The following is a 24533-nucleotide window of genomic DNA, read 5'->3' on the forward strand; positions in this document are numbered from 1 at the left end:
ATGCTTTTCACCGTCATCATCCTTGCCGTATCCGTTAGCCACAAGACGCTGGCGAGAGGATACGGCAATGGCGAAGCCCTTCTATTGGAACGAACTCAACACCTATGATTTCGCCGATCTTTCGCCGGATACCACGATCGCGATCCTGCCGATCGCCTCGACGGAACAACACGGTCCGCATCTGCCGATCGCAACCGATGTCGCGATCGCGCAAGGCATGCTGGCGGAGCTGAAGGTCCAGCGCCCCGACGATCTCGACTTCCTCGTTCTGCCGACGCAGGAAATCGGCAAGGCCAATGAACATGTCTACGGTCCCGGCACGCTGTCGCTTAGCGCGGAGCTGTTGATCCCGGTCTGGACCGCAATCGGCGCGAAGGTCGCCGAAGCCGGCATCCGCAAGATGGTCATCGTCAACTCCCACGGCGGAAACCTCGACATCATGGGCATCGTCGCGCGGGAGCTGCGCGTACGGCATCAGATGGCCGTCGTCGCCACGCAATGGACCCGCTTCGGCACGCCTGACGGCATGATCGACGAACACGAGCAGCGCTTCGGCATCCATGGCGGCGACGTCGAAACCTCGCTCATGCTGCATTTCCGGCCCGAGCTCGTGCGGATGGACAAGGCGGAGAACTTCGCCTCCAAGGCGGAATGGATGAAGGCGCATTCAAAATATCTGCAGCCGCTGCCGCCGCATTCGCTCGCCTGGATCGCGCACGATCTCAATCCGAACGGCGTCGTCGGCAATGCCGCAGCCGGTACGGCGGAGAAAGGCGCGCTCATCTGCCGCCACCAGATCGCCGGCTTCATCGAGATGCTGCGCGACCTGCGCGACTATCCGCTCTCCAACCTCTATTCGAAATAAGTATCCGAACGACGACGCTCGGAGGGCATGACGATATGCCCTTTCGCCTGCAGCTCTTCCACCATTCCGGCAAGCTCGGCAAGCAGGTATTCGACGAACAGGCTGGTGGCGGCATCGAGCGGCGCGCGGGCACGGGCGAACAGCTTCATGGGCTGATGGCGTGAATTGGGCTCGGCGAGTGGCCGGAACACCAGCTCGCCCCGCCGGCACTCGGTAATGACGTCGAGCGGATTGAGCAGCGTCAGTCCCGCCCCGCATTTCACCAGCTGCTTCAGCATTTCCGATGCATTGCTCTCCAGCACGGGCTCGACCTGCACGGAAAGTCTCGCCAGCGTCAGATTGATGACATCCCTGAGACTCGTGCCGGGCTGCGCCAACAGCAGCCGCTCCTCCACGACATCGGCAAGGTTGATCGGTCCCGGTCCGATCAAGGGGTGGCCGGGCGGCAGCACGACGCCGATCGGTATGTCGAAATTGCCGAGCGAGCGGATGCCGGGCGTCGCCGGTATGTTGAAGCCGAGGCCGATATCGACCTCTCCCGAGACGACCGGCGCCATGGTCGTCGAGCCGGCATCGTTGCGCAGCTGGATGAACACTCTTGGATGTTCGGAGAGGAAGCGCGCGATGATCTCAGGCAACGGACCGGATGTCAGGCCGACCGTCGCGACCATCCTGATCTTGCCGGCCTGCTGCATCTTCAAACTGCGAATACGGCCCTCCAACCGCTCGTAGTTCTTCAAGACCTCGCGGATGTGCTCGATACAGAGCTCGCCCGCCGCCGTCAGCCGCAAACCGCGCGGCAGGCGTTCGAAGAGCGGCGCACCCATCTCCTCCTCCAGCGCCAGAATCTGCCTGTTGATTGCCGAAGAGGCCACGTTGAGCCGCGCGGCCGCCTTGCGGATGGAGCCGCAGCGGGCAATTTCATTGATGTAGAGAAGTCGTCTCGAGTGCAGCATCTTCGTTCCCATTGCTTATTTTTTGCCCAGGCCGCACAATTTAGGCACAGGCCTGGGAACAGATGCCGAAAAGGCATCAATGCGCACGAATTTTGATGCTTTTCAAAGCGCAACGCAATCGCTCAAATGCAGGAAATGGGCTTCAACAACGACGTCCCATGGCAGATAAAGGGAACAGTCAGCCATGTATAATGTATTGAAGACAAAAGCATTTTTTGCCGCCATGGGTGTGGCTGCGGCGATCGCGGCGGCTGAGCCCGCAAATGCGCTCGACAAAGTCACCTACGGCACCAACTGGCTTGCCCAGGCCGAGCACGGCGGTTTCTACCAGGCCGTCGCCGACGGCACCTACAAAAAATACGGCCTGGACGTCACCATCGTTCAGGGCGGCCCCAACGCCGCCAACCAGGCGCTTCTGGTCTCCGGCAAGCTTGATTTCTACATGGGCGGCCCGCAGCAGGAAATCGATGCGGTCAAGCAGGGTATCCCGATCGTCGACGTCGCAGCGATCTTCCAGAAGGATCCGCAGGTGCTGATCGCCCATCCGGATGCCGGCGTGGAGAAGTTCGAGGACCTTGCCAAACTGCCGACGCTGTTCCTGAGCAAGGACGGCTACATCACCTATTTCGAATGGATGAAGGCGAACTTCCCGGATTTCAAGGACGAACAGTTCAAGCCCTACAATTTCAGCCCGGCGCCCTTCCTGGCCGACAAGCAGTCGGCGCAGCAGGGTTATGTGACCTCCGAGCCCTATGAGATCGAGAAACAGGCCGGCTGGAAGCCGAAAGTCTTCCTGATCGCCGACGCCGGCTACTCCCCCTATTCGACGATGATCACCGCGCAGAAGGCGCTGGTCGACAAGAACCCCGATCTCGTACAGCGCTTCGTCGATGCTTCGATCGAGGGCTGGTACAACTATCTCTACGGCGACAACAAGGCGGCAAACGACCTGATCAAGAAGGACAATCCCGATATGACGGATGGCCAGATCGCCTATTCCATCGCCAAGATGAAGGAATATGGCATCGTCGAATCCGGCGACGCCCTCGACAAGGGCATCGGCTGCATCACCGACGCGCACTACAAGAAGTTCTTCGACGAGATGGTGCAGATCAAGGTCTTCGACGCGGATATCGACTACAAGAAAGCCTTCGACACACAGTTCGTCTGCAAGAGCGTCGGGATGTCGCTGAAGAAGTAGCCGGCCTATTATTCGGCCCGTGGCTCGCCCCTCGCCCCGCTCGCGGGGAGAGGGACATTCTTCCAGCAAGCCTGATCGCTGAAATCGACAGAGAACCACATGATGACCCTATCGGAAACCATTGCGACAAACCGGACGGAAGCACGCAAGCGGCCGCTTGTCGTCATGGATCAGGTCTCCAAGGTCTTCTCGAACGGTACGCTGGCGCTTTCCGGCATGTCGATCAATGTGGAGAGCGGCGAGTTCGTCAGCCTGCTCGGCCCCTCCGGCTGCGGCAAGTCGACGGCCCTGCGCATCATCGCCGGCCTCGGCGGCACGTCCAGCGGCAGGATCGATTGGCCGAGTTCGCGCATCAATACCAAGGGGCTGCCGGACGGCGATATCAGCTTCGTCTTTCAGGAACCGACCCTGCTTCCCTGGAAGACGGTTTTCGGCAACGTCCACCTGCCCCTGAAGCTCAAAGGTATTTCGAAGGCCGCCGCCCATGAACAGATCATGGAGACGTTGGCGACGGTCGGCCTCCAGGACTTTGCCGATGCCTATCCGCGAGAGCTGTCCGGCGGCATGAAGATGCGCGTCTCGATTGCCCGCGCGCTGGTGACGAAGCCGAAGCTGCTGCTGATGGACGAACCCTTTGCCGCGCTCGACGAAATCACCCGCCAGAAGCTGAACGACGATGTCCTGCGCCTCTGGCAGACAACTGGCATCACCGTCATCTTCGTCACGCATTCCGTCTACGAGTCCGCCTATCTCTCCAACCGCATCGTCGTCATGAAGGCGCGGCCCGGACGTGTCCACAGCGACTTTCCGTTGGAAACCCGAGGCGAGCGCGATCCGCTTTATCGTTCATCGGAAGAATATCGCCGGGTTTGCGAGAAAGTGTCGCTTTCCCTGATCGAAGCCATCGGCCGGCAGGAGGCCCATTGATGAGCGACAGCACCAGCCTGCCCGTCAATCTTTCCGTCCAGCCCACTGAGTTGGCCCCTGCCGCGGCGACCGGGCAACGCAATCTCGAACGCGCGCTCGGCGTCTTTGTGCCGGTCCTGACCGTCCTCGTACTGCTTGTTCTCTGGCAGCTTCTGGTCGCCGGCGCCGACATTCCGCAATATATTCTGCCGAGCCCGATAGCCGTCGCCAAGGCGCTCGTTTCCGATTGGGGCATTCTCTGGCCGGCTCTGTGGGTGACGACCGAGATCACCTTCATATCGCTGGTGCTCGCGCTGATCGGCGGCGTCGGCTTCGCCATTTTCCTGGTGCAGTCCCGCTGGATCGAACTCGCTTTCTATCCGCTCGCCGTGATCCTGCAGGTGACGCCGATCGTCGCGATCGCACCGCTGATCCTGATCTATGCGCCGACGCGCGAGTCGGCGCTCCTGATCTGCGGCTTTCTCGTCGCCTTCTTCCCGATCCTGTCCAACATGGTGCAGGGTCTGAAGAGCGTCGATCACAACCTGCTCAATCTCTTCGACCTTTATGGCGCCTCGCGTTGGCAGGCATTGCTGCATCTGAAGCTGCCGGCGGCCCAGCCCTATTTCATGACCGGGCTTCGGATCGGCGGCGGCCTGTCGCTGATCGCATCCGTCGTCGCCGAATTTGCGGCCGGCTCCGGCGGCCCCAATTCCGGTCTCGCCTTCCGCCTGCTCGAAGCACAATACCGCCAGAACATGCCGCGCCTGTTTGCGGCACTCCTGCTCCTGTCGGCCCTTGGCGTCGCCATCTTCGCCTTCACCTCCTTCATTTCATGGCTGAGCCTGCATCGCTGGCATGAGAGCAGCCTCAAGCGGGAAAACTGATGTCCCACGCCTTCATGTCACCACCCAACGCCGCCCGCTTCGCGCTGAGCAACGCCACCGTTCCCGCCGTAACGCTGTCCGGCTTCCAGGCACCTTCCGCCGAAGGCCTCGTCAAGGCCGATATCGTCGTCGCCGACGGCCTCGTAAAGGCCATACTCGCACCCGGAACAGCGCCGGTCGAATATGCCAAAGTCGACATGAGGGACGGCATGGTCTGGCCGACCTTCGCCGACATGCACACCCATCTCGACAAGGGCCATATATGGGAGCGGCGCTCCAATCCGGACGGCAGTTTCATGGGGGCGCTCGATGCCGTGCGCTCCGACCGGGAGGCCAACTGGTCGGCGGACGACGTGCGCAAGCGCATGGAATTCTCGTTGCGTTCGGCCTACGCCCACGGCACCGGCCTGATCCGCACCCATCTCGATTCGCTGGCGCCGCAGCACCGTATTTCCTTCGAAGTCTTCACCTCGGTCCGCGAGGCCTGGAAGGACAGGATCGCGCTGCAGGCCGTCGCCCTCTTCCCGCTCGACAATATGGCGGACGAAGCCTTTTTCGCCGACTTGCTGACGGTCGTTCGCGACGCCGGCGGCTTGATGGGCGGCGTTACCCAGATGAGCCCGGAACTCGATGCGCGGCTCGACAAGCTGATCCGCGCCGCCGCCGACAACGGCCTCGACATCGATCTGCACGTCGACGAGACCGAAGACAAGGAGGTGCTGACGCTGAAGGCTATTGCCGAGGCCGTGCTGCGCAATGGCTTCACCGGCAAAGTCACCGCCGGCCATTGCTGTTCGCTTGCCCGGCAGGATGCGGATGTCGCCCGTGCGACCATCGATCTCGTCGCCAAGGCCGGGATTTCCATCGTCTCGCTGCCGATGTGCAACATGTATCTTCAGGACCGCCATCCCGGCAGCACGCCCCGCTGGCGCGGCGTTACCCTGCTGCACGAGCTGGCCGCGGCCGGCGTTGCCACAGCCGTCTCCTCCGACAACACCCGCGATCCCTTCTATGCCTATGGCGACCTCGATCCTGTCGAAGTGTTCCGCGAGGCCGTCCGAATCCTGCATCTCGACCATCCGCTGGATACGGCGGCAAGAGTCGTCACCACCTCTCCCGCAGACATTCTCGGCCGTCCGGATATCGGCCGTATCGCGGTCGGCCATTCCGCCGATCTCGTTCTTTTCAGCGCCCGGCGCTGGAGCGAATTTCTTTCCCGACCGCAGTCCGACCGCGTCGTCCTTCGCAAGGGCAAGGTGATCGACCGCAGCCTGCCGGACTATCGTGAACTCGACAGCGTCATTGGAGCGTAAAATGCCGGATTACCAGCGCATCAAGAAAGAACTCGAAGGCATCGCCATCGAAGACAATCCGGCGCTCGTGCGCCAGAAAAGCCGGGATTTCTACTGGTATTCGCCGATCCTGAAGGCCCAGCTCGACAATGTCACCGCCGATCTCGTCGTCACGCCGAAGACCGAGGAGGAGGTAATCCGCACGCTGAAGGTCGCCTATGCCCATGACGTTCCCGTCACGCCGCGCGGCGCAGGCACCGGCAATTACGGCCAGGCCATGCCGCTCTCCGGCGGCATCGTCCTCAATCTTGCCGCCATGAACACAATCAAGGAAATCCATCCCGGCCGCGTCATCTGCGAACCCGGCATCGTGATTGCCGAGCTCGACCGCCAGACCAAGGCCCATTCCGGCCAGGAGCTGCGCTTCCACCCCTCGACGGCGCAGACGGCGACGATCGGCGGTTTTATCGCCGGCGGCTCGGGCGGCGTCGGGTCGATCACCTGGGGCGGCCTGCGCGATCTCGGCAATATCCTGCGCCTGCGCGTCGTCACCATGGAGGCGGAACCCCGCGTTCTCGACCTGACCGGCTGGGACCTTACCAAGGTCAGCCATGCCTATGGCACGAACGGCGTCATCACCGAGATCGAAATGCCCTTGGCGCCCGCCTATGACTGGGTGGACGTGCTGGTCGGCTACGACGATTTCATGGATGCCGTCCGCTTTTCCGACGCATTGGCCAAGTGCAACGGCATCCTCGTCAAGGAAATCGCGCCCATCGCGGCACCCATTCCGCACGAATACTTCACCCGCCACAAGCCCTATATCCGCGAGGGTCAGTCGATCGTGGCGCTGATGATCGCGCCGCATTCGATGGACCCCTTCGTCGCGTTCACCCGACAGCAGAAGGGCGAGATCACCTTCCGCTCCGACAAGGTTGAGAGCATGAAGGGCATCCCGCACGCCTATGAGCTCGCCTGGAACCACACGACGCTGCGCGCCATCAAGGTCGATCCGTCGATCACCTATCTGCAGGTGCAGTATCCGGGGCCGGATCATGTCGCGAAGGTCCAGAAGATGGTGGAAATCTTCGGCGACGAGGTGCCCGGCCATCTCGAATTCATCAGGTTCGACGGGCAGATCCAGTGCGCCGGGCTGCCGCTGGTGCGCTATACGTCGGAGGCGCGTCTCGAGGAAATCATCAGGATCCATCAGGACCACGGCTGCCCGATCTTCAACCCGCATCGTTATACGCTGGAGGAAGGCGGCATGAAGCAGACGGACGCCGTCCAGCTTGCCTTCAAGCGGGAAACCGATCCGAAGGGCCTGCTCAATCCCGGCAAGATGATCGCCTGGGACGATCCGAATTTCGACTTCAAATCAGGCAAGAACTACCTCTTCCCGGGCCTTGCGGCGCTGATGGAGGCGTCATGAAGGTCCTCGTCCTTCACTCCCATCCGGTCGAGGAAAGCTTTGGCGCCGCGCTGCACCGTCAGACCATCGAGAGTCTGAGGCGTGCCGGCCACGAAGTCGACGATTGCAACCTTTATGCCGAAGGTTTCGATCCCGTCCTGTCGCGTCACGACCGCGTGATCTACCACGACTATCCTGACAATACCGAGGCGGTAAAATCCTACGTCGAGCGGCTGCAGCGTACCGAGGCCCTTGTTATCGTCACTCCGGTCTGGAATTTTGGTTTTCCGGCCATCCTCAAGGGCTATTTCGACCGGGTCTGGCTCCCTGGCGTCTCCTTCGAACTCGTCGACGGCAAGGTGCGCTCCAAGCTGCAGCATATCCGCAAGCTCGGCGCCGTGCTGACCTATGGCGCCGATCCGTTTCGCGCCTTTGTCGCCGGCAATCCGCCGAAGAAGATCGTCAAGCGCGTGTTGCGGGCGCAGATCAAGCCTTTCGCTCCGGTCGTCTTTCTCGCGCACTACGACATGAACCGCTCGACGGAGGCCACCCGCGGGCGCTTTCTGCTGAAGGTCGATCAGCAGATGCAGCGGTTTTAAGCGGCGTCTCGCAGCATTCCGCGCTTGACCGGTTGATAGCCGGAGACAGCCTCCAAGGCTGTCAATTGTCAATGGCTGGTGCGCAGGTGAGTTGAAGACGGCGTCGGCCGGCTCGCTTTCACCTGACTGCCGCTGAAATCCTTTACCGCCCAGGAAACGCCGATGCACTGCAAATGCGCAGCGTCCACTATTCCAATTTGAATGAGGAAAGTCAGCCGCACCACCAGACTGTCGCGGCGATGCTGACTGTCGTCGAACCATGGCTGGCAGGTGATACTATCCAGCACCTTTTGAAGTAAATCGACTTGCTCCGATGTTAGGTGGTCTCCGGGCAAGCGATGAAAGCGCGCCATTATGCCTTCTCTCCGGCAGGACGCGCAGAAATGAGCTGCGGTTTGCAAGGCAACGACACGCGAATGATCAACAGGCCAAGGCGATAAAACCGCATCCGGAAGATTGCGACACGCTTCGGCCAACCTCGCTCATGTGGTTTCGGCAAGGATAGCACCCTGGAAAACGAGTTTGTCATAGCAAGCCACAGCATTCGTAGGTTCACTTTTTGTCGATTGGCAGGCCGTGGCGATCAACGGTCCCGTTGCGTCGGCAGCCTTTATGTCTACTCCTTCAGGACGCTAGTGAGCTTTCCGAGAGAAGCCTACGTCCATTTTTGACGAGGAAGTGGAGCGCCCATGGCGAGCTTCTCCTTTCGTGGGTATCGAGGCAGGGGGGATTGCACCGCTTGACGACATTCGAGCCCTGCCTTCCCGACACCGAACACCGTGGGAAAGAATCCCCGTCGCAAGCCTTCAGCAGAAGGTGGCGGAACGATAATTGGCGATTGCGGGGTCAGACCCTGTCGCGCGTCAAACCCGTGAGCAAGCCCTATAGCACCAGGTCTTCGACGGCCTTTCTGGCCTTGGGCACTGCGTCCCGCGCCAACGTCGGGATGTTCATCCCTTCGGCCCGAACGGTCTGCACATCCGTGATCCCGATGAAGCCGAGGATCTGGCGCAGGTAAGGCTCGACGAAATCCCACGGACGCCATGGGCCTTCCGTGAAGACGCCGCCCGAAGCCAAAACCAAAATGGCCCTCTTGTCCTTTGCCAGGCCGACAACGCCCTCACCCCCATATTGAAAGGTCCTGCCCGGCCGCACGACCAGATCGACCCAGGCCTTGAGGGCAGATGGAATGCCGAAGTTCCACATCGGCGTGGCGATCACCAGAAGATCGCAGTTCAGAAGCTCATCGGTCAGGTGATCCGACCGGCGTGCCGCCTCCTTGAGGTTTCCTGCCTCGACGGGATCCTTCGTCGAAATGGCGCGAAGCGTCGTTTCGTCCAAATGCGGTAGATGCTCGGCGGCCAGGTTGCGGCGCGTCAGTTCCGCAGACGGATGAAGCGCGGCGAGCCGCGCTGCGAGCGTATCCGCGACCGCGCGGCTCGCCGACTCGCCTCCCCGGGGGCTTACTTCGATCATAAGAATTCGTTTCATGACGATAGCTCTCAATTTCTGTCGGAAGGTTTTGTCAGCGGGCCCGCGCCGTGAGCGCGTTCCAGGCGGCCAGAGAGTCCATGTAGTCTCGCCAATGCGCCACTTTTCGATTTTCGATCCTGATGATCGAGCAGAATCTGTTGTGGTATTTCACCCCGGTCGCAAGGATGGTTCCATGAACTTCGTATTCGATGACAAGGCCCCTGCCGTCATCCGTCGCATGACGAACCAGCTTGTCGGCGGATTGCAGCCTGATGTGGTCGCAATAGCCCCTGAACTGGGCCATCAGACCCGGGCGCCCCTCGATGACGCGGGGCCAACCGGCAATGTCGTAAAGAACCTCGTAGACGACATCGTCTGCGACGATATCGAAGAAGTGCTCGCCATCGACGAGGTCGCCCAGCGCCGTGCGGACCAGGTCGAAATAAGGTCGGGCGGGGTCAAAGACAGCGTATTTCGGATTCGTCATCACAGGCTCTCCAAGCGTTTCGCGTAGTTGCTAACGGAATGAGAGCTACATATATATTGGAAGCTAATTCTGAAAAAGAAGGCACTTTCATTTCAGTAGCTAACACCGAGGTAAGTCATGAAGAAACCGGGCAAATTCGTCGGCCTCGACCCTGCGGCCATATGCAGGAGTTCAGACCCCATGGCGGTGCGGGAACTGCTGACCAAGATCGGAGACAAATGGACGATCTTCGTCATCCTGTCGCTTGATCTTCTCGGCGGCCGGGCGCGATTTTCCGAGCTTGAGCGCTCCGTCCCGGGAATCTCGCAACGAATGCTCTCCGCGACCCTGAAAAATCTCGAGCGCGACGGGCTGGTCGTGCGGGAAGTGTTTCCCGAGGTGCCCCCGCGTGTCGAATACGAGATCACCATCCTGGGAAAAAGCCTGCTGCAACCGACGCAGGGGCTCGTCGATTGGGCCAAGACAAACTGGGAACAGGTTAGAGAAGCACAATCCACCTATGACGCCAGATAGCCGCCGGATGCCCAGGAAGGGAGATACCGCCGGCCCGCCGCCATCGGCTGCCTCGGTGTCGATTGCGCAAAGCGCAACATGCCTCCGATGCATTTCGAGCCGCTCGAGCCGCAATCCTGCCGCCACTCTAATTTCTTATCACGAGACCGATTATAACAATTCGTATGCATAAATAAAACTTGACGCGCGTCAATAATTTACCCTATGAAGCTCTCCGTCCGCTGGCGGGAGGCCGAGCCAGGACGGATGTTCGCTTCTGAGGTCTCATCACAGGGAGGAGCTCCTTTGACCCTATCTTCTTTCACCAAGTCCTTGCTTGTTTCCACCAGCGTCATGTTGGCCGCTGTCGCGGCACATGCCGAGGACATCGGCGTCTCGTTGCTCACCCAGCAACACCCCTTCTACAATGCGCTCGCCAAGGCGATCACGGATGAAGCCGCCGCCAAGAACGTCCAGGTCGAAATGTCGATCGCCAACCAGGACCTGAACAAGCAGCTCGCCGATATCGAAGACTTCATCGTCAAGGGCGTCGACGTGATCATCATGTCGCCCGTCGATAGCAAGGGTGCATTGGCGGCCGTGGCGCGCGCCCAGGCAGCCGGCATCAAGGTCATCACCGTCGACGTTCCGGTCGAAGGCGCCAAGGTCGCGTCCTATATCGGCACGGACAATTACGCCGGCGGCGTAAAGGCCGGTGAACTGATGGCGCAGCAGCTCGGCGGCAAGGGCAATGTCGCCATCATCGACTATCCGCTGGTGCAGTCGGTGGTCAACCGCGTGAACGGCTTCAAGGACGCGATCGCAAAGCATCCCGACATCAAGATCGTCTCGATCCAGACCGGCATCACGCGCGCCGAAGCTCTGGCCGTGGCGCAGAACATGCTGCAGGCCAATCCCGATATCAACGGCATTTTCGGCTTCGGTGACGATGCCGCGCTTGCCGCCTCCGTCGCCGTGAAGTCCGCCGGGCTCGGCGGCAAGGTGAAGGTGATCGGCTTTGACGGCATGCCGGAAGCGATCAAGGCAGTCGACACGGATCCCGACATGGTCGGCGTCATCCAGCAGTTTCCGGATCAGATGGGCAAGCTTGCCGTGGATACGGCCCTCAAGGTCAAGGCCGGCGAAAGCGTTCCGGAAAGCCAGCCCATCGTGCCCGGCGTCTACGTGAAGAAGAACTGATTTTATTTCCTCCCAAGACGGCTTTTCCTCTGGAAAAGACCGCTCCTCCGGCGGCCTGCGTTTCATCGCGGCCGCCGGAACCAGGCAAGAAAAGGTGAGGCATGGCATCCTTGAATGGCAGTCCAATCCTGGAGATCAGGGACGTAACGAAAGTCTTCGGCTCCGTCTCCGCGCTGAAGGGCATGCAGCTGCGTGTCATGCCGGGCCGCGTGCACACGATCCTCGGAGAGAACGGCGCGGGCAAATCGACCCTGATGAAGATCCTTGCCGGCGTCTATCAGCCGACATCGGGCAGCATCCGCCTTGCCGGTGAGCCCTATGCCCCGGCGGGGCCGCAGGATGCGACGAAGGCCGGCCTGACGATCGTCTTTCAGGAACTCAGCCTTTGCAACAACTTGACCGTCGCGGAGAACATCCTCGCGACGCGGGAACCGTCCCGCTACGGCTTCATCAACGACAAGGCGCTCATTCGCGAAGCGGCCGAATTGGTCGCCGAACTCAAGCTGCCCGTTTCCGTCACCGACAAGGTGGGCGATTTGTCGATCGCGCAGCGGCAGTTGGTCGAAATCGCCAAGGGCCTCAGCATCAAGGCCAAGGTCGTCATTCTCGATGAGCCGACATCTTCGCTCAGCGACAACGAGGCGGAAATTCTCTTCGACATCATTGCCCGCCTGAAGGCCCAGGGCGTCGCGATCATCTATGTCTCGCATCGCATGGAAGAGATCATGCGGTTGAGCGACGACATTACGGTCGTGCGCGATGGCAGCTACATCACCACGCGCGACAAGACCGGGACGACGATCGAGGAGCTGATCGCGCTGATGGTCGGCCGCGACATGAACGAGATCTACCCGCCGCGCGATGTGCCCGCACCTTCCGCGGATCAAAAGGCGGCCCTGTCCGTCCAGGGATTGTCGCGCCCGGGCGAGTTCGACAATATCAGCTTCGACGTGCGAGGCGGTGAAATCCTCGGTTTCTTCGGTCTGATCGGCTCCGGACGATCGGAAGTGATGAACACGCTCTTTGGCATGAGGCAGCCCTCCGCGGGCACCATCGCGATCGACGGCAAAAAGATCGCCATCCGCTCGCCCGTCGAAGCCATCGACAGACGCATCGGTTTCGTCACCGAAAACCGCAAGGAAGAAGGCCTCGTCCTTGCCCATAGCGTCGAAACGAACATTTCGATGGTGGCGCTGAAGGACTTTGCCGACGGCTTCGGCTTCCTCAAGCGCCGGCGCGAACGGCAGGCCGCCATGGCGGAGGTCGGTCGCCTCGCCATCAAGACGGCCTCGCTCGAAACCGTGACCGGTTCCCTGTCGGGCGGCAACCAGCAGAAGATCGTTCTGGCGAAGTGGTTGCTGACCAGGCCGCGAATTCTCATCCTCGATGAGCCGACGCGCGGCGTGGATGTCGGGGCCAAGTTCGAAATCTACAAGATCATCCGCCAGTTGGCGGCGGAAGGAACCGCAATCCTGCTGGTGTCCTCCGAGCTGCCGGAAGTCATCGGCATGAGCGATCGCGTCGTCGTGATGAGCGAAGGCCGCATGACGGCAATCGCGGCGCCGGACCAGATGACGCCCGAAAAAATAATGAGCTTTGCGACGGGATTCCTATCATGAGCAACACCAGCGCAGCCAACGCTGCCTATAGCCGAGCCCTCAAGCAGTACGGCGGCATCTTCTTGTCGCTCGTTGCCCTTTGCGTGATCTTTTCCCTCACCAACGGGCGCTTCATGTCGGTCGCCAATTTCCTGAATATCCTTCAGCAGGTGGCCGTCATCGCCATTGCCGCCTTCGGCATGACATGGGTCATCCTGCTTGGCGAGATCGACCTTTCGATCGGTTCCATCATCGCCGTTGCCGGCATGGTCGGGGCGCAATGCATTCTTTTCGGCCTCGGCTTCGTGCCCGCCATCGTCATAACCGTCCTTGCCGGCGCGGCACTCGGCCTGGTGAACGGCGCGCTGACGGCAAAGCTCATGCTGCCATCCTTCATCGTCACGGTGGCGACCATGGGGATTTACCGCGGCCTCGTCAGCCTTCCGACCAACGGCGCCCCGGCGATGATCATGGACCCGAGCTGGACGGCGATCGGCACCCAGAGCTTCATCGGCATTCCGATCGTCATCTGGTTCGTGGCTGTGCTGTTCGTGTTCAACCATATTCTCCTCAGCAAGACCACATTCGGACGCCGGGCCTATCTGACGGGCGGCAACAAGGAAGCGGCGCTCTATTCCGGCATCAAGGTCGACAGGCTGAAGATCACCATCTTCATGATCTCCGGCGTCATGTCGGCCATCAGCGGCATCCTTCTCTCCTCCCGGCTCTTCTCAGCGCAAACCAATGCGGGAATGAGCTACGAACTGGATGCTATCGCGGCTGCCGTCCTTGGTGGTACAAGCCTTTCGGGAGGTGTTGGCACCATGGTCGGCACGTTGATTGGGGCGCTCATCATCGGTGTCCTAAACAACGGCATGAATATGCTGTCCGTTCCCTATTTCTACCAACTCATCGTCAAGGGCGTCGTTATCCTGGTGGCCGTCTATCTGGATGTGCGCGCGAAACGAGCCAAGCAGTAAATCAGGGCACCATTGCACCATGTCGAAAGTCCTTACCATCGGCGAAATTCTGGTCGAAATCGTTGCCACCGATCGCGGAAACGGCTTCCGCGAAGCGGTCCCGCTGATTGGCCCCTTCCCGTCCGGAGCGCCGGCCATCTTCATCGATCAGGTCGGCAAGCTCGGACAGCCTTGCGCCATCATCTCGCGCGTCGGCGATGATGATTTCGGCTGGGTGAACACCAATCGGCTGCAGGAAGACGGCGTCGATATTTCGGGCATCGAAGTCGTTCCCCAGGGCACGACCGGCAGCGCCTTCGTGCGCTATCGCGAGGACGGCAGCCGCGCTTTCGTCTTCAACATTCGCCACAGCGCCTGCGGCACGATCACGCTGTCGGAGAAGACGCTGGCGCTCGTCGACGGTTGCAGCCACATGCACGTCATGGGCACCGCGCTCTATTCTCCAAGCGTGGTCGAGAGCGTGCTGACGGCGGTCGAGCGGATCAAGGCGAACGGCGGAACCGTTTCCTTCGACCCTAACCTGCGCGCGGAAATTCTCGATACGCCCGGCATGCGCGAAGCGCTGCGGACGGTGCTTTCGAAAACGGACCTGTTCCTGCCGAGCGGCGAGGAACTGTTCCTGTTTACCACGGCCAAGACCGAGACGGAGGCCGTCGCGGATCTTCTGGGACGCGGGATCAAGGCCATCGTCATCAAGCGTGGCGCCGCGGGTGCCACCTATCACGATGCGGAACTGCATCTGCATCTTCCGGGCTTCGAGGTCGAGGAAGTCGACCCCACAGGGGCCGGCGACTGCTTCGGCGCCACCTTCGTCACCTTCTGGCTGAGAGGGGCAAGCCCTGCCGATGCCCTTCGCTACGCCAATGCATCGGGAGCGAGGGCTGTCACGAAGGCCGGCCCGATGGAGGGTGCCTCGACGGAGGCCGAGCTTCGTTCCCTTATAGACTCACAAGGAATTGCCTGACATGCAGACCAGCTATCTGTCCGACATCTCGACCTGGCGCGACCGCGCGAGCCTCAAGGGTATCCCCTCGATCTGCTCGGCGCATCCGACCGTTATCGAAGCGGCGATGCTGCATGCCAAGCGCAGGGATTGCCACCTGCTCGTGGAAGCCACCTGCAACCAGGTGAACCAGGACGGCGGCTATACGGGCATGACGCCTGCCGACTTCAAGGAATTTGTCGAAAAGATTGCCGCAAAGACAGGCTTTCCACTGGAACGATTGATCCTTGGCGGCGATCACCTTGGCCCAAATCCCTGGAAAACGCTGCCGGCAGACGAGGCGATGGCGAAGGCCTGCGAGATGATCAGGGCCTATGCCGAGGCGGGGTTCACCAAACTGCATCTCGACACCAGCATGGGCTGCGCCGGCGAGCCGGTCGCCCTCCCCGATGCCCTGACGGCGGAGCGTGCCGCCCGTCTTGCGGCGGTCGCGGAAGAGACGCTTCGGGAGATCCCGGGCGTGAAGCCCGTTTACATCGTCGGCACCGAAGTTCCCATTCCGGGCGGTGCGATGGAGGAGCTCGACGTTCTGGAGGTGACCAAGCCGGAGGCAGCCCTTGAAACGATTGCCGTTCATCGTCGCGCCTTCGAGGCGGCCGGCGTGAGGGAGGCGTTCTCCCGCGTCGTCGGTGCGGTCGTCCAGCCGGGCGTCGAGTTCGGCAACGAGAACGTGATCGCTTACATTCCCGAGAAAGCAGCCGCCCTGAGCGAGACGCTCGCGAGCCTGCCTGGACTGGTCTTCGAAGCCCATTCCACCGACTACCAGAGCCGCGATGCGCTTCGGCAACTGGTGCTGGACGGCTTTGCGATCCTGAAGGTGGGGCCGGGTCTCACCTTCGCGCTTCGGGAAGCCTATTACGGCCTCGATCGGATCGCCGAATTCCTGTTCCCGGACAAACGGCCGGAAACGCTTGTCGCCGTCATCGAACGGGCCCTGACGCACGACCCCAGGAACTGGGAAAAATACTACCATGGCTCGGATTTCGAGCGGCACATCCAACGTCATTTCAGCTATAGCGACCGCATCCGCTACTACTGGCCGCAGCGTGAAATCGCGGAGGCCGTGACGTCGCTTTTCGCGCTGCTGGAAGGCCTCGACATTCCCGAAACGCTGATCAGTCAATACTTGCGCCCGAGCTATCAATCGGTTCGCCAAGGCAAAATTGTGCCGCGCGCCGAGGCACTCGCCCTTGACGCGATCGACCTTGTTTTGGAAGACTATTTCGAAGCCTGCCGGTGACGATTTCCGGACGGGTGCTGAACAGGGCCCCGAAAGAAGTGCCTAAGATCCAGATCGATAACTGCAGGGTGGAACAAGGGTTGTCAGAAAAGCCCATCAAGACCATGGAGGACTTTTCCGAGTTTGTCGGGCTGTCCAGACCAACGGTATCGAAGTACTTCAACGACCCCACATCCGTAAGGAAGAAAACGCGCGACATCATCGAGGCCGCTTTGAAGGATAGCGGCTTCCGACCCAATATCTTCGCCGTGAACCTCAATCGCCGCCGCAGCAACATTCTCGGAATCATCGTTCCCGACACGACCGATCCGTTCTACATGGCGCTGACCCGCCGCATCGAAGTCATCGCCAACGGTTCCGGTTATCTTGCATTCGTCCTCTCGTCGGACGGCGACCCGGCACTGGAAGCCCGCGCGATCGAAACGTTGCGGTCGATGAACGTCGCCGGCGCCGTCATCGCGGCACTTGGCGCCAAGTCTCAGCAAGATACCCTGCATGCCCTGGGACAATCCATCCCGCTCATCTATGTCGACTCTCCTCTGGACGACACCTCTCCATTCGTCGGCACGGACAATCGCCAAAGCTTCAAGCTGATGGTGGAGTATCTGTGCCGGTCGGGCGAGCCGCCCTGCTATCTGGGCATGCCTCTGGTCAACACCAATGCCAGAACGAGAGAGCAGGCCTATGTCGATGCGATGCGGCAGCTGAACAAGGAGCCAGTGGTTCTGCCGATTTCAACCGGCGACACCTGGGATTTCGAGCGGTTCGGCTTCGAGCAGACGGTCCGGTTCATCGAAAGCGGCGGTTTTCCGACCAACACCATCTTATGTGCAAACGATCGGATTGCCTTCGGCGCGATCGCTGCGGCATATCGTGCCGGTATCAAGGTCGGACAGACCGGCCAGGGCGAGCTGAGAATTGCCGGCCATGACGATCACCCGTTGTCGCGCTACGCCTGTCCGCCTATCACGACCGTCGCGCAGGACTACAAGCAGATTGCCCAGGGTGCCATGGATCTTCTATTTCGCATGATCGACCAGGACGATGGGAATGTGACGGCAGTCGACGCTTTGACCATCTTGCTGCATGGAGAAATCATGCTTCGCGGCTCGGCCTGATTGGAAGGGCCGATGCGAGAAGGGCCTCCGCAAGAGGCCCTTTCCGATAAAACTATTCGATAATCTTGACGACCTTGCGCGTCTCCGGCTGAACGATCACTCGCTCATGGTTGACGACGGCATAGGCATAGGTCGGGTTGTCGGGGACCGGTGTTACGACAACAGCCTCGGGCAGCGGCTGACCGACGACGATCTTGTCCTGCACGACGGCCTCGGCCGCAGGCGCCGGCTGTTCCTCGACATAGGTGACGACCTTCTGCGGCGGCGGATCGATTGCGCTTCCGACAATGGCTCCAGCTACACCGCCGACGGCGGCACCCACGGGACCGCCCACGACCGCGCCGGTAACCGCACCGCCCGCGGCCCCTGTGACCGTCGAGGATTGCGCGAAGGCTGACCCAGCGAGAAGGCCAAAGGCGGCCGCCGCTGAAACGATGGTTCTCGTATTCATAGCATTCTCCTTTGCTGTTCGGCTCGTAAGAGCTGAAAGGGGAATGGCTGCGGCATCAGATTGTTCCTCCGGACGGAGGGGCCCGGGCGATCACAACTTGCAGCCCCACGAGAAAATCCGTGAAGGACTGGAGCCCGCCGACGAAGTGCCGACGGGCAGCGCAAATCAGAATTCGTCATCCCGATAGATGACCTTCCCGTTGCAGATCGTCATCACCGGCAAGACGCCGGAGAGTTCATCGCTCGGCACGCTCGTCAGGTCCGCATCGAGAATGACGATGTCGGCGAGATAGCCGGGCGCTAGCTTGCCCTTCCGGTCTTCCTGGAATTCAACCCAGGCGCCTGCGCGTGTATAGGGCATGCAATGCCTGATCGAGCGTCACCGACTGGTCCTTGCCGCCGTCATGCCAGGGCTTGCGGTTGACCGCCGCCTGAATGCTGGCAAGCGGCTCGAGCCGGGAGACCGGCCAGTCGGATGAGAAGACGAGAGGGACCCCGCTCTCCAGAAGCTCGCGGGTACGGAATGCGATGTCTTCGCGTTCGCGACCGATCCGGGGGAGATAGGTTTCCACCGGAAAATCCATTGCGCCCGGCGGATGGGAAGGCTGCATCGAGGCGACCACGTCCAATTCGGCGAAGCGGGGAAAGTCGCTTTCCTGGAGCAGCTCGATATGTTCGATGCGATGACGTCAATCGCGTGGCCCGTTGGCCGTACGGGCGGCTTCATAGGCATTGAGGACCTGCCTGACGGCACCATCGCCGATAGCGTGGACCGCGACCTGCAGGCCCAGGCTGTCGGCAAAGGCAATCGCCTCGTTGAGGTCTCTATCGGAGAACAGCTGCGTGCCGTTATGGTCGGGTGCGTCGGTATAACCATCGACCAGCACGGCGGTGCCGGATTCCACCACGCCATCGGCAAAGATCTTGACGAAATCGCAGGTCAGGAAATCGTTCTGAAACTCCTGCCGCCAGTCGGCGGCAGCCCTGATCTCCGCCGCCGGAGTGCCGGGCTTGAGCAGATACGGCACCCTAACACGGATCGGCAGCGCATCCTTTGCCTGCAGTTCGCGCAGCATGTCGAGCTGGTAGTAGTTGCCGTCCATGTTCTGGATCGACGTGATGCCGTTGCGCGCGCAATAGGCCAGCCCTTCGCGCAAGGCTGCGATATCGCTTGCGCGCTGTTCCTGCGTGATGCCGGAATCCTCCGCCGTCGTGACGGCGCCCAGCTGGTCCCGCCCGCCGGACGGCGAAAGGGCATAGACCCGGTTCATCGCCGGCGCCTCGCGCAGTTCGCCGGTCGCAAGGCCATCCGGCCCGGTGACGACCTCGCTGCCGTGCCCGACGTCCGCGCCCTTGTCGATTCCGGCGAGTGTCAATGCCAGCGTATTGGCCCAGCCGGTATGATGGTCGGCGGAGGCAATGAACAACGGAATGTCCGGGCAGGCGGCATCGAGATCCTCGCGGCGCGGCATCCGCTCGTCGGTAATAAAATTGTAGGGAGCGGAGTGTCCAACGATAAAATCCAGCTCCGGATTTTGCGCGCGCCAGGCGGTAATCCGCGCCCTCAGTTCGTCAATACCCTTAACATCGGCGACCGGAAGCTGCTGCAGCGACACGCTGCCGCCGAATATATGCAGATGCGCTTCGTTGAAGCCCGGCAGGATGGTCGCGCCCTTGGCGTCGATGACCTGTGTTTTCGGTCCCCGCAGCACCTCGCATTCCGCCTCCGAGCCGACCCGTACGATCCGATTGCCGATAATGGCTATGCTTTGCGCCAGTGGACGATCCGCATCCATGGTGCGGATCGCACCGTTGCGGATGATGGTATCTGCGGTAATGGTCATGCCTCTCTCCCTGATATGAACCAGATCCGCAAAGGAGCCTCACTTTGCGGTTCGTCTCGAATAAAGCTTCAGGCGGCCGCGGTGATGTGCTTCACGCCCTGAAAGCCCGCCAGTCCCCATGGGCCGAGTTCGCGGCCGATGCCGCTGGCCTTGAAGCCGCCCCACGCGCTTTCGGGATAGACGATCTGCGGCGTGTTCACCCAGATATGCCCCGCCTCGAGTTTGTCGGCGATGCGTCCCGCCCGATCGGCGTCACCCGCGACGACGCTTCCGGCCAGCCCGTAGCTGGACGCGTTGGCAAGCTCGATCGCTTCCGCGTCCGTGGCGAAGCTGCGCGTCGCAAGCACCGGGCCGAATATCTCCTCGGTCCATACCCGGCTCGTGGTCGTAACGTTGCGATAGATGGTCGGCGCGACAAGATGGCCTTCGCCGAGCGCATGACCGCCGGTGGTGCAATCGCAGCCTTCGCTGCGTGCTACGTCGAAATAATTGAGCACCTTCCGGAATTGCGCGGCAGTGGTCAGCGGACCCATATCGCAACGCCCGGCAAAAGGAGAGGCAACGGCCATGCCGCGAACACGCTCGACGAGCGCCTCCATCAGCTTTGCCTCGATCGCCTCGTGAACAAGCAGGCGCGAGGTTGCCGAGCAAACCTGCCCCGCGTTGAAGAATATCCCGAGCGCGACGCACTCGACGGCAAGCGCGAGATCGGCGTCTTCTGTCACGACGATGGCGGATTTTCCGCCAAGCTCCAGCGTCACCGGCAGCCCATGCGCCGAAGCGGCCGCCATGACTTTCGTTCCGACGGCGTTGGACCCGGTAAACGAAATCTTTCGCAAGGCGCGGGCGCCGGTCAACGCCATGCCGACCTCTGCCGCGCCGGTGACGATATTGAGCACACCCGGCGGCAGGCCGATCTCGTTGGCAATGACGCCATAAATCAGCTCGGCGAGCGGCGTCGCCTCGGATGGCTTGAGAACGGCGGTGCAACCGGCGGCGAGAGCAGGGGCAATCTTCCAGGCGCTCGTCACCAGCGGGAAATTCCATGGCACGATCAAGCCGACGGGACCGATCGCTTCATGCCGCACACGCCCCCTGTGCGCTCCCTCGCCGAGGCTTGACTGCGCATCCTGGCGCTCGTCGAGCGTGTCGGCGAGTTTTGCGTAATAATCAAATGTCGCCACGGCGTCGCCGAGGTCGATTTCAGCCTCGGGACGCGGCTTGCCGCCGTTCGTCATCTGGATGACGCGCAATTCGTCGGCGTGGCGTTCCAGTCCGCGGGCAAAGCCGCGCAGATAGTGTGCCCGAACCGCAGACGGCATCGCAGCCCAGCTCGAAAACGCATGTTCCGCAGCGGAAACGGCGCGGCTGACGTCTTCCGCACGAGCGGCGGCGATCCGGGTGACTGGGGCTCCGGTGGAAGGATCAAGAACCTCGATGGCCGCCGGCGCTTCGCCGCGCTCCCAAACGCCGTTGATAAAAATGGTTTCGTCACGATGGAGGTCAGTCATGTCAAGCTCCAGTTTCCGGGGTCAGGATAGAGGAAAGCCCAGGCTTCCGACGATCTTCAGCCAGAGTTTGCGCCAGCCTCCCTTGCTGTCGGCCGTATCGAGCGCATGCATGGTCAAGCACGCGCCCAGATAACGGAAAGGCTCGGGTGGAATGACGTTCGGCATCGTCCGCGCAAATTCGAGGTTCAGTTCCGGCCGTGCGGAGCCGGCAAGCTTCGCCAGCCCGATCTCCGCACCGAAACGGCTGGCGGAAACGCCGAAACCGGAATAGCCGCCCGCATAGATCACCTTGCCGCCGTGATAGGTCTGGAAATGCACGGCCATGCGGGTGGTAAGCGCGATGGGGCCGCTCCATGCGTGAGTGAAGCGAATATCGTCGAGCTGGGGAAACGTGCGGAAAAATGCGTCGGCCAGCCGGCCGTAAGGGGCCGGAGTCCGGTCGAGCTCGGGATCGCGAGGACTGCCGTAGAAATAGCCCAGACGCCCTCCGAACAATATCCGGTTGTCGCGGGTAAGCCGCATGTAGTTGAGCTGCGTGCGCGTATCATAGATGCCTTGGCGATTGCGCCAGCCGATGCGGTCCATCTGCTCGGGGGTCAGCGGCTCGGTCATCAGGATACGGTCGCGAACCATGGCGACGCGCTTCTTGATGCGATCATGACCGGCGGCGAAGGCGTTCGTTGCCAGAAGGACCTGCCTGGCGCGGATCTCGCCGTCGCGCGAGGTAACGGTCACCGCGTTGCCCTCATCCTCGAGGCGCTTGAGCGGGCTGTGCTCATGAATGCGCACGCCAAGCGACAGAGCCGCGCGTTTCAGGCCCCAGGCCAATTTTGCCGGATGCAAGGTGCCGCTGTTCTTGCGCGCCCAAAGTCCACCTTCGAACAAGGGCGAATTGACCTCTGCGCGCGTTGCCTGAGCATCCAGCAACTGCACCTCATGACCGTGCGTCCTGTGAAGCTCGTATTCCTCGCGAAGGGTCGGAAGGTTTTCGCGGCCCACGGCAACGGTCAACTCGCCGTTCCATTCGGCGTCGCAATCGATCTGGTGCTGGGCAATCGTCCTGAGGAAGCCGGCAATATTGTTCTGACCGAGCACCTCGAGCTGCGCCAGATCCCTGGGGAAGATCCGAATTGCGTTGTGCAGCCCATGCATTACCGAGGTCGATACGATCGCTCCGGGCCGCCCCGAAGCTCCAGACGCGATCGTCTCGGCTTCGATCAGCAGGACATCCCGTTCCGGGTTGGCCTCCTTGGCTATTATCGCGGCCCAAAGCCCGGTGAACCCGCCCCCGACGATGAGAAGGTCCGTCTCCGTTTTCCCGATCAGCGGCGCTTCGGGTTTGGGAGCGCCGGCTGTGTCGAGCCAGTAGGGATAGAATGTGACGCTGGCGAGTGCACGATTCGAAAGCATTGAGTTCTCTTGGATCGTCTTCATGAAAAGCAGACGCGCGGCGGCGTCTGCTCATGATTCATCGGCCGTTCAGCCATTCAGCAGAACGTAGACCTTGCGCAACGTTTCCAGGACCTCGAATCGGCCCTCGAAACCCTTGGGAACGATGTAACTGTCGCCCGGTCCGAATACTTCCGTCTTGCCGTCCTGGCCCGTCAGGGCAACCCGGCCCGAAAGCACGATGCAGAACTCGCTGGTCTCGGGGTAGCTCAGCGTCTCGGCATAGGGCGTGCATTCCCAGGTGCCGACCAGGAACTTGCCGTCCTTGGTTTCGTAGTGCATCGCACCGCTCTCCTCGGGCTTGCCGCTCAGGACCGCTTCGGGCGGAACGACAGCGCAAGGTTCAAGCGCACCGGTGCTAAGTCCTTCGCTGGACAATCGAATGATGGAATTCACCTCAAGCTCCTCTTCGTGCAGCCCATGGAAGCAGGCCGCCTTGATGAGGAGATTTGTAGAGACCGACCAGCAAAGGGAAAATCACGCTTTACATTTGTTTGGATTTGCTCCTCTCAATGAATGCATGAAAATTTCTGGCACAGACCTTCATCTCCTGGCCGTATTCGACAGCGTCGTCCGCAATGGAGGTTTTTCGGCGGCCCAGGCCGAACTTGGCCTCAGCCAGCCGACGATATCGAACCATATTACCGCGCTCGAGGCCCGGCTTGGGGTCATCCTTTGCCAACGCGGGCGGCGCGGATTCCAGATGACGGAAAAGGGGCGCCATGTGCATGAGATCGCCGTCGATCTCCTGCGCCGCATAGACGTCCACTCCACCGCTTTGACATCCCTGAAAGGCAGCCTGGTCGGCCAGTTGAAAATAGCCGTCGTGGATTGCATCGCCACGGATACGACGCTGAAACTGACCGATGCGATCATGAGGCTGACGGAAAAGGCGCCCGGCATCCGGCTGGAACTGGAGGTCGACACGCCCGGATCGATCCTGCGCAGGGTTTCCGATGGCGACATTCACGCAGGCATCGGCAGCTTCGATACGAGGATCAAGGGACTTTCCTATTCCGACCTCTATATGGAAAGCCACTCGCTCTATTGCGGGAAGGCACATGTGCTCTTCGCCATGCCGGAGGAACAGATCACGCAAGAGCATATGGACCAGTGTGTCTGGGTCCATCGCGGTTACTGGAGCCGGCAGCGAAAAAAGGCGCAGCAGGTCATCGAGGCAGACCGGATCGTCGATCAGATCGAAGCGCAGATCCTGTTCGTGCTGAGCGGCGCCTATGTCGGGCTTCTGCCCGACCACGCCGCCGCCCGCTATGTCCTGGAGGGGCGGCTGAGGCGGCTGCCGCCGCATGAAGACAATTTCAGCTGCCAGATGCAGCTGGTGCAGAAGAGCGGACAGCATCCCCGCACCTTTCAGCTGTTCAAGGAAACATTGATCGGCCTGCACCGCCCCCATGCCGCCAAGGCGGGCAAGTCGTCCTGACAACGGCAGGGTTTGACGAGATGGAATGCCCTCGCCGGCATTACATTCGGATTTCTCAACGCAAATTCCTGCACATTGGAATGTTACTGCCACGGAACTGTCTCCAATCTGCTCGGAGTGTGAACTTTCG

At 61.1% G+C, this 24533-nt stretch carries 24 protein-coding genes and 1 pseudogene; 15 read left to right on the top strand and 10 right to left on the bottom strand.

The features are described 5' to 3' along the window. Positions 1-67 precede the first annotated feature (67 nt). On the top strand, positions 68-865 hold the full coding sequence (locus ACQZ6J_RS30960) for a creatininase family protein (RefSeq protein ID WP_449086830.1): 798 nt from the start codon (positions 68-70) through the stop codon (positions 863-865). Here the strand turns inward: ACQZ6J_RS30960 and ACQZ6J_RS30965 are convergent. Continuing rightward, entirely contained in the window at positions 853-1821 is a 969-nt protein-coding gene (locus ACQZ6J_RS30965; protein ID WP_449086850.1) for a LysR substrate-binding domain-containing protein, read from the bottom strand. The genes ACQZ6J_RS30960 and ACQZ6J_RS30965 overlap by 13 nt on opposite strands. Positions 1822-2005: 184 nt before the next feature. Between ACQZ6J_RS30965 and ACQZ6J_RS30970 the strand changes: the two genes are divergently transcribed. From ACQZ6J_RS30970 to ACQZ6J_RS30995, 6 genes are all read left to right on the top strand, one after another. Beyond that, complete coding sequence (locus tag ACQZ6J_RS30970; protein ID WP_163992709.1) at positions 2006-3022, top strand: ABC transporter substrate-binding protein; 1017 nt, start codon at positions 2006-2008, stop codon at positions 3020-3022. Between the two features lie 102 nt (positions 3023-3124). After that, complete coding sequence (locus ACQZ6J_RS30975; protein ID WP_449086851.1) at positions 3125-3949, top strand: ABC transporter ATP-binding protein; 825 nt, start codon at positions 3125-3127, stop codon at positions 3947-3949. Continuing rightward, a complete protein-coding gene (locus tag ACQZ6J_RS30980; protein WP_449086831.1) occupies positions 3949-4815 on the top strand; it encodes an ABC transporter permease in 867 nt (288 codons plus the stop codon). Before ACQZ6J_RS30975 ends, ACQZ6J_RS30980 begins: the two co-directional genes overlap by 1 nt. Continuing rightward, positions 4815-6128, top strand: a complete 1314-nt coding sequence (locus ACQZ6J_RS30985) for a cytosine deaminase (protein WP_449086832.1) — start codon at positions 4815-4817, stop codon at positions 6126-6128. Before ACQZ6J_RS30980 ends, ACQZ6J_RS30985 begins: the two co-directional genes overlap by 1 nt. A 1-nt stretch (position 6129) precedes the next feature. Continuing rightward, positions 6130-7539 (top strand): FAD-binding oxidoreductase, encoded by a 1410-nt coding sequence (locus ACQZ6J_RS30990; protein WP_449086833.1) that lies wholly within the window; start codon positions 6130-6132, stop codon positions 7537-7539. Then, on the top strand, positions 7536-8117 hold the full coding sequence (locus ACQZ6J_RS30995) for an NAD(P)H-dependent oxidoreductase (protein ID WP_449086834.1): 582 nt from the start codon (positions 7536-7538) through the stop codon (positions 8115-8117). The genes ACQZ6J_RS30990 and ACQZ6J_RS30995 overlap by 4 nt, the downstream gene beginning before the upstream one ends. A 68-nt stretch (positions 8118-8185) precedes the next feature. On the opposite strand, the gene ACQZ6J_RS31000 is transcribed toward ACQZ6J_RS30995, so the two are convergent. The 3 genes from ACQZ6J_RS31000 to ACQZ6J_RS31010 all read right to left on the bottom strand — a co-directional run bounded on the left by ACQZ6J_RS31000 (position 8186) and on the right by ACQZ6J_RS31010 (position 10077). Continuing rightward, positions 8186-8470: a hypothetical protein gene (locus tag ACQZ6J_RS31000; RefSeq protein ID WP_163992701.1), complete on the bottom strand. Its 285-nt coding sequence runs from the start codon at positions 8468-8470 to the stop codon at positions 8186-8188. Positions 8471-8999: 529 nt separating this feature from the next. Then, the gene (locus ACQZ6J_RS31005; RefSeq protein WP_449086835.1) at positions 9000-9608 is read right to left on the bottom strand and encodes an FMN-dependent NADH-azoreductase; all 609 of its coding nucleotides are present in this window, start codon (positions 9606-9608) and stop codon (positions 9000-9002) included. Positions 9609-9642: 34 nt separating this feature from the next. Then, positions 9643-10077 (bottom strand): nuclear transport factor 2 family protein, encoded by a 435-nt coding sequence (locus ACQZ6J_RS31010; RefSeq protein ID WP_449086836.1) that lies wholly within the window; start codon positions 10075-10077, stop codon positions 9643-9645. Positions 10078-10194: 117 nt separating this feature from the next. Here ACQZ6J_RS31010 and ACQZ6J_RS31015 point away from each other — a divergent pair, with 117 nt between their 5' ends. From ACQZ6J_RS31015 to ACQZ6J_RS31045, 7 genes are all read left to right on the top strand, one after another. Next, the gene (locus ACQZ6J_RS31015) at positions 10195-10590 is read left to right on the top strand and encodes a winged helix-turn-helix transcriptional regulator (protein WP_449086837.1); all 396 of its coding nucleotides are present in this window, start codon (positions 10195-10197) and stop codon (positions 10588-10590) included. A 333-nt stretch (positions 10591-10923) separates the two neighbouring features. Further along, complete coding sequence (locus ACQZ6J_RS31020; protein WP_246726095.1) at positions 10924-11769, top strand: substrate-binding domain-containing protein; 846 nt, start codon at positions 10924-10926, stop codon at positions 11767-11769. A gap of 110 nt (positions 11770-11879) precedes the next feature. Beyond that, complete coding sequence (locus tag ACQZ6J_RS31025; protein WP_449086852.1) at positions 11880-13388, top strand: sugar ABC transporter ATP-binding protein; 1509 nt, start codon at positions 11880-11882, stop codon at positions 13386-13388. Further along, positions 13385-14347, top strand: a complete 963-nt coding sequence (locus tag ACQZ6J_RS31030; RefSeq protein ID WP_449086838.1) for an ABC transporter permease — start codon at positions 13385-13387, stop codon at positions 14345-14347. Before ACQZ6J_RS31025 ends, ACQZ6J_RS31030 begins: the two co-directional genes overlap by 4 nt. Before the next feature lie 19 nt (positions 14348-14366). After that, a complete protein-coding gene (locus tag ACQZ6J_RS31035) occupies positions 14367-15311 on the top strand; it encodes a tagatose kinase (RefSeq protein WP_449086839.1) in 945 nt (314 codons plus the stop codon). Between the two features lies 1 nt (position 15312). Further along, positions 15313-16590, top strand: a complete 1278-nt coding sequence (locus ACQZ6J_RS31040; protein ID WP_449086840.1) for a D-tagatose-bisphosphate aldolase, class II, non-catalytic subunit — start codon at positions 15313-15315, stop codon at positions 16588-16590. Positions 16591-16694: 104 nt separating this feature from the next. Beyond that, the gene (locus tag ACQZ6J_RS31045) at positions 16695-17708 is read left to right on the top strand and encodes a LacI family DNA-binding transcriptional regulator (protein WP_449086853.1); all 1014 of its coding nucleotides are present in this window, start codon (positions 16695-16697) and stop codon (positions 17706-17708) included. A 52-nt stretch (positions 17709-17760) separates the two neighbouring features. Here ACQZ6J_RS31045 and ACQZ6J_RS31050 read toward each other — a convergent pair whose 3' ends face one another. The 6 genes and pseudogenes from ACQZ6J_RS31050 to ACQZ6J_RS31075 all read right to left on the bottom strand — a co-directional run bounded on the left by ACQZ6J_RS31050 (position 17761) and on the right by ACQZ6J_RS31075 (position 23358). Next, positions 17761-18159 (bottom strand): DUF1236 domain-containing protein, encoded by a 399-nt coding sequence (locus ACQZ6J_RS31050; protein ID WP_163992684.1) that lies wholly within the window; start codon positions 18157-18159, stop codon positions 17761-17763. 165 nt (positions 18160-18324) lie between these two features. Next, positions 18325-18519: an amidohydrolase family protein gene (locus ACQZ6J_RS31055; protein ID WP_449086841.1), complete on the bottom strand. Its 195-nt coding sequence runs from the start codon at positions 18517-18519 to the stop codon at positions 18325-18327. Further along, a pseudogene (locus ACQZ6J_RS31060) lies at positions 18488-20002 on the bottom strand (amidohydrolase). The gene ACQZ6J_RS31055 and the pseudogene ACQZ6J_RS31060 overlap by 32 nt, the downstream one beginning before the upstream one ends. 68 nt (positions 20003-20070) lie before the next feature. After that, positions 20071-21513, bottom strand: a complete 1443-nt coding sequence (locus tag ACQZ6J_RS31065; protein WP_449086842.1) for an aldehyde dehydrogenase family protein — start codon at positions 21511-21513, stop codon at positions 20071-20073. 21 nt (positions 21514-21534) lie between these two features. After that, positions 21535-22923 carry an NAD(P)/FAD-dependent oxidoreductase gene (locus ACQZ6J_RS31070; protein ID WP_449086843.1) on the bottom strand — a complete coding sequence of 463 codons (1389 nt, stop codon included), beginning with the start codon at positions 22921-22923 and terminating at the stop codon, positions 21535-21537. 69 nt (positions 22924-22992) lie between these two features. Next, the gene (locus ACQZ6J_RS31075; RefSeq protein ID WP_449086844.1) at positions 22993-23358 is read right to left on the bottom strand and encodes a cupin domain-containing protein; all 366 of its coding nucleotides are present in this window, start codon (positions 23356-23358) and stop codon (positions 22993-22995) included. A 124-nt stretch (positions 23359-23482) separates the two neighbouring features. Here ACQZ6J_RS31075 and ACQZ6J_RS31080 point away from each other — a divergent pair, with 124 nt between their 5' ends. After that, the gene (locus ACQZ6J_RS31080; RefSeq protein ID WP_163992673.1) at positions 23483-24403 is read left to right on the top strand and encodes a LysR family transcriptional regulator; all 921 of its coding nucleotides are present in this window, start codon (positions 23483-23485) and stop codon (positions 24401-24403) included. Positions 24404-24533 lie beyond the last annotated feature (130 nt).

It is taken from the genome of Rhizobium sp. A37_96 (genome assembly GCF_053521765.1).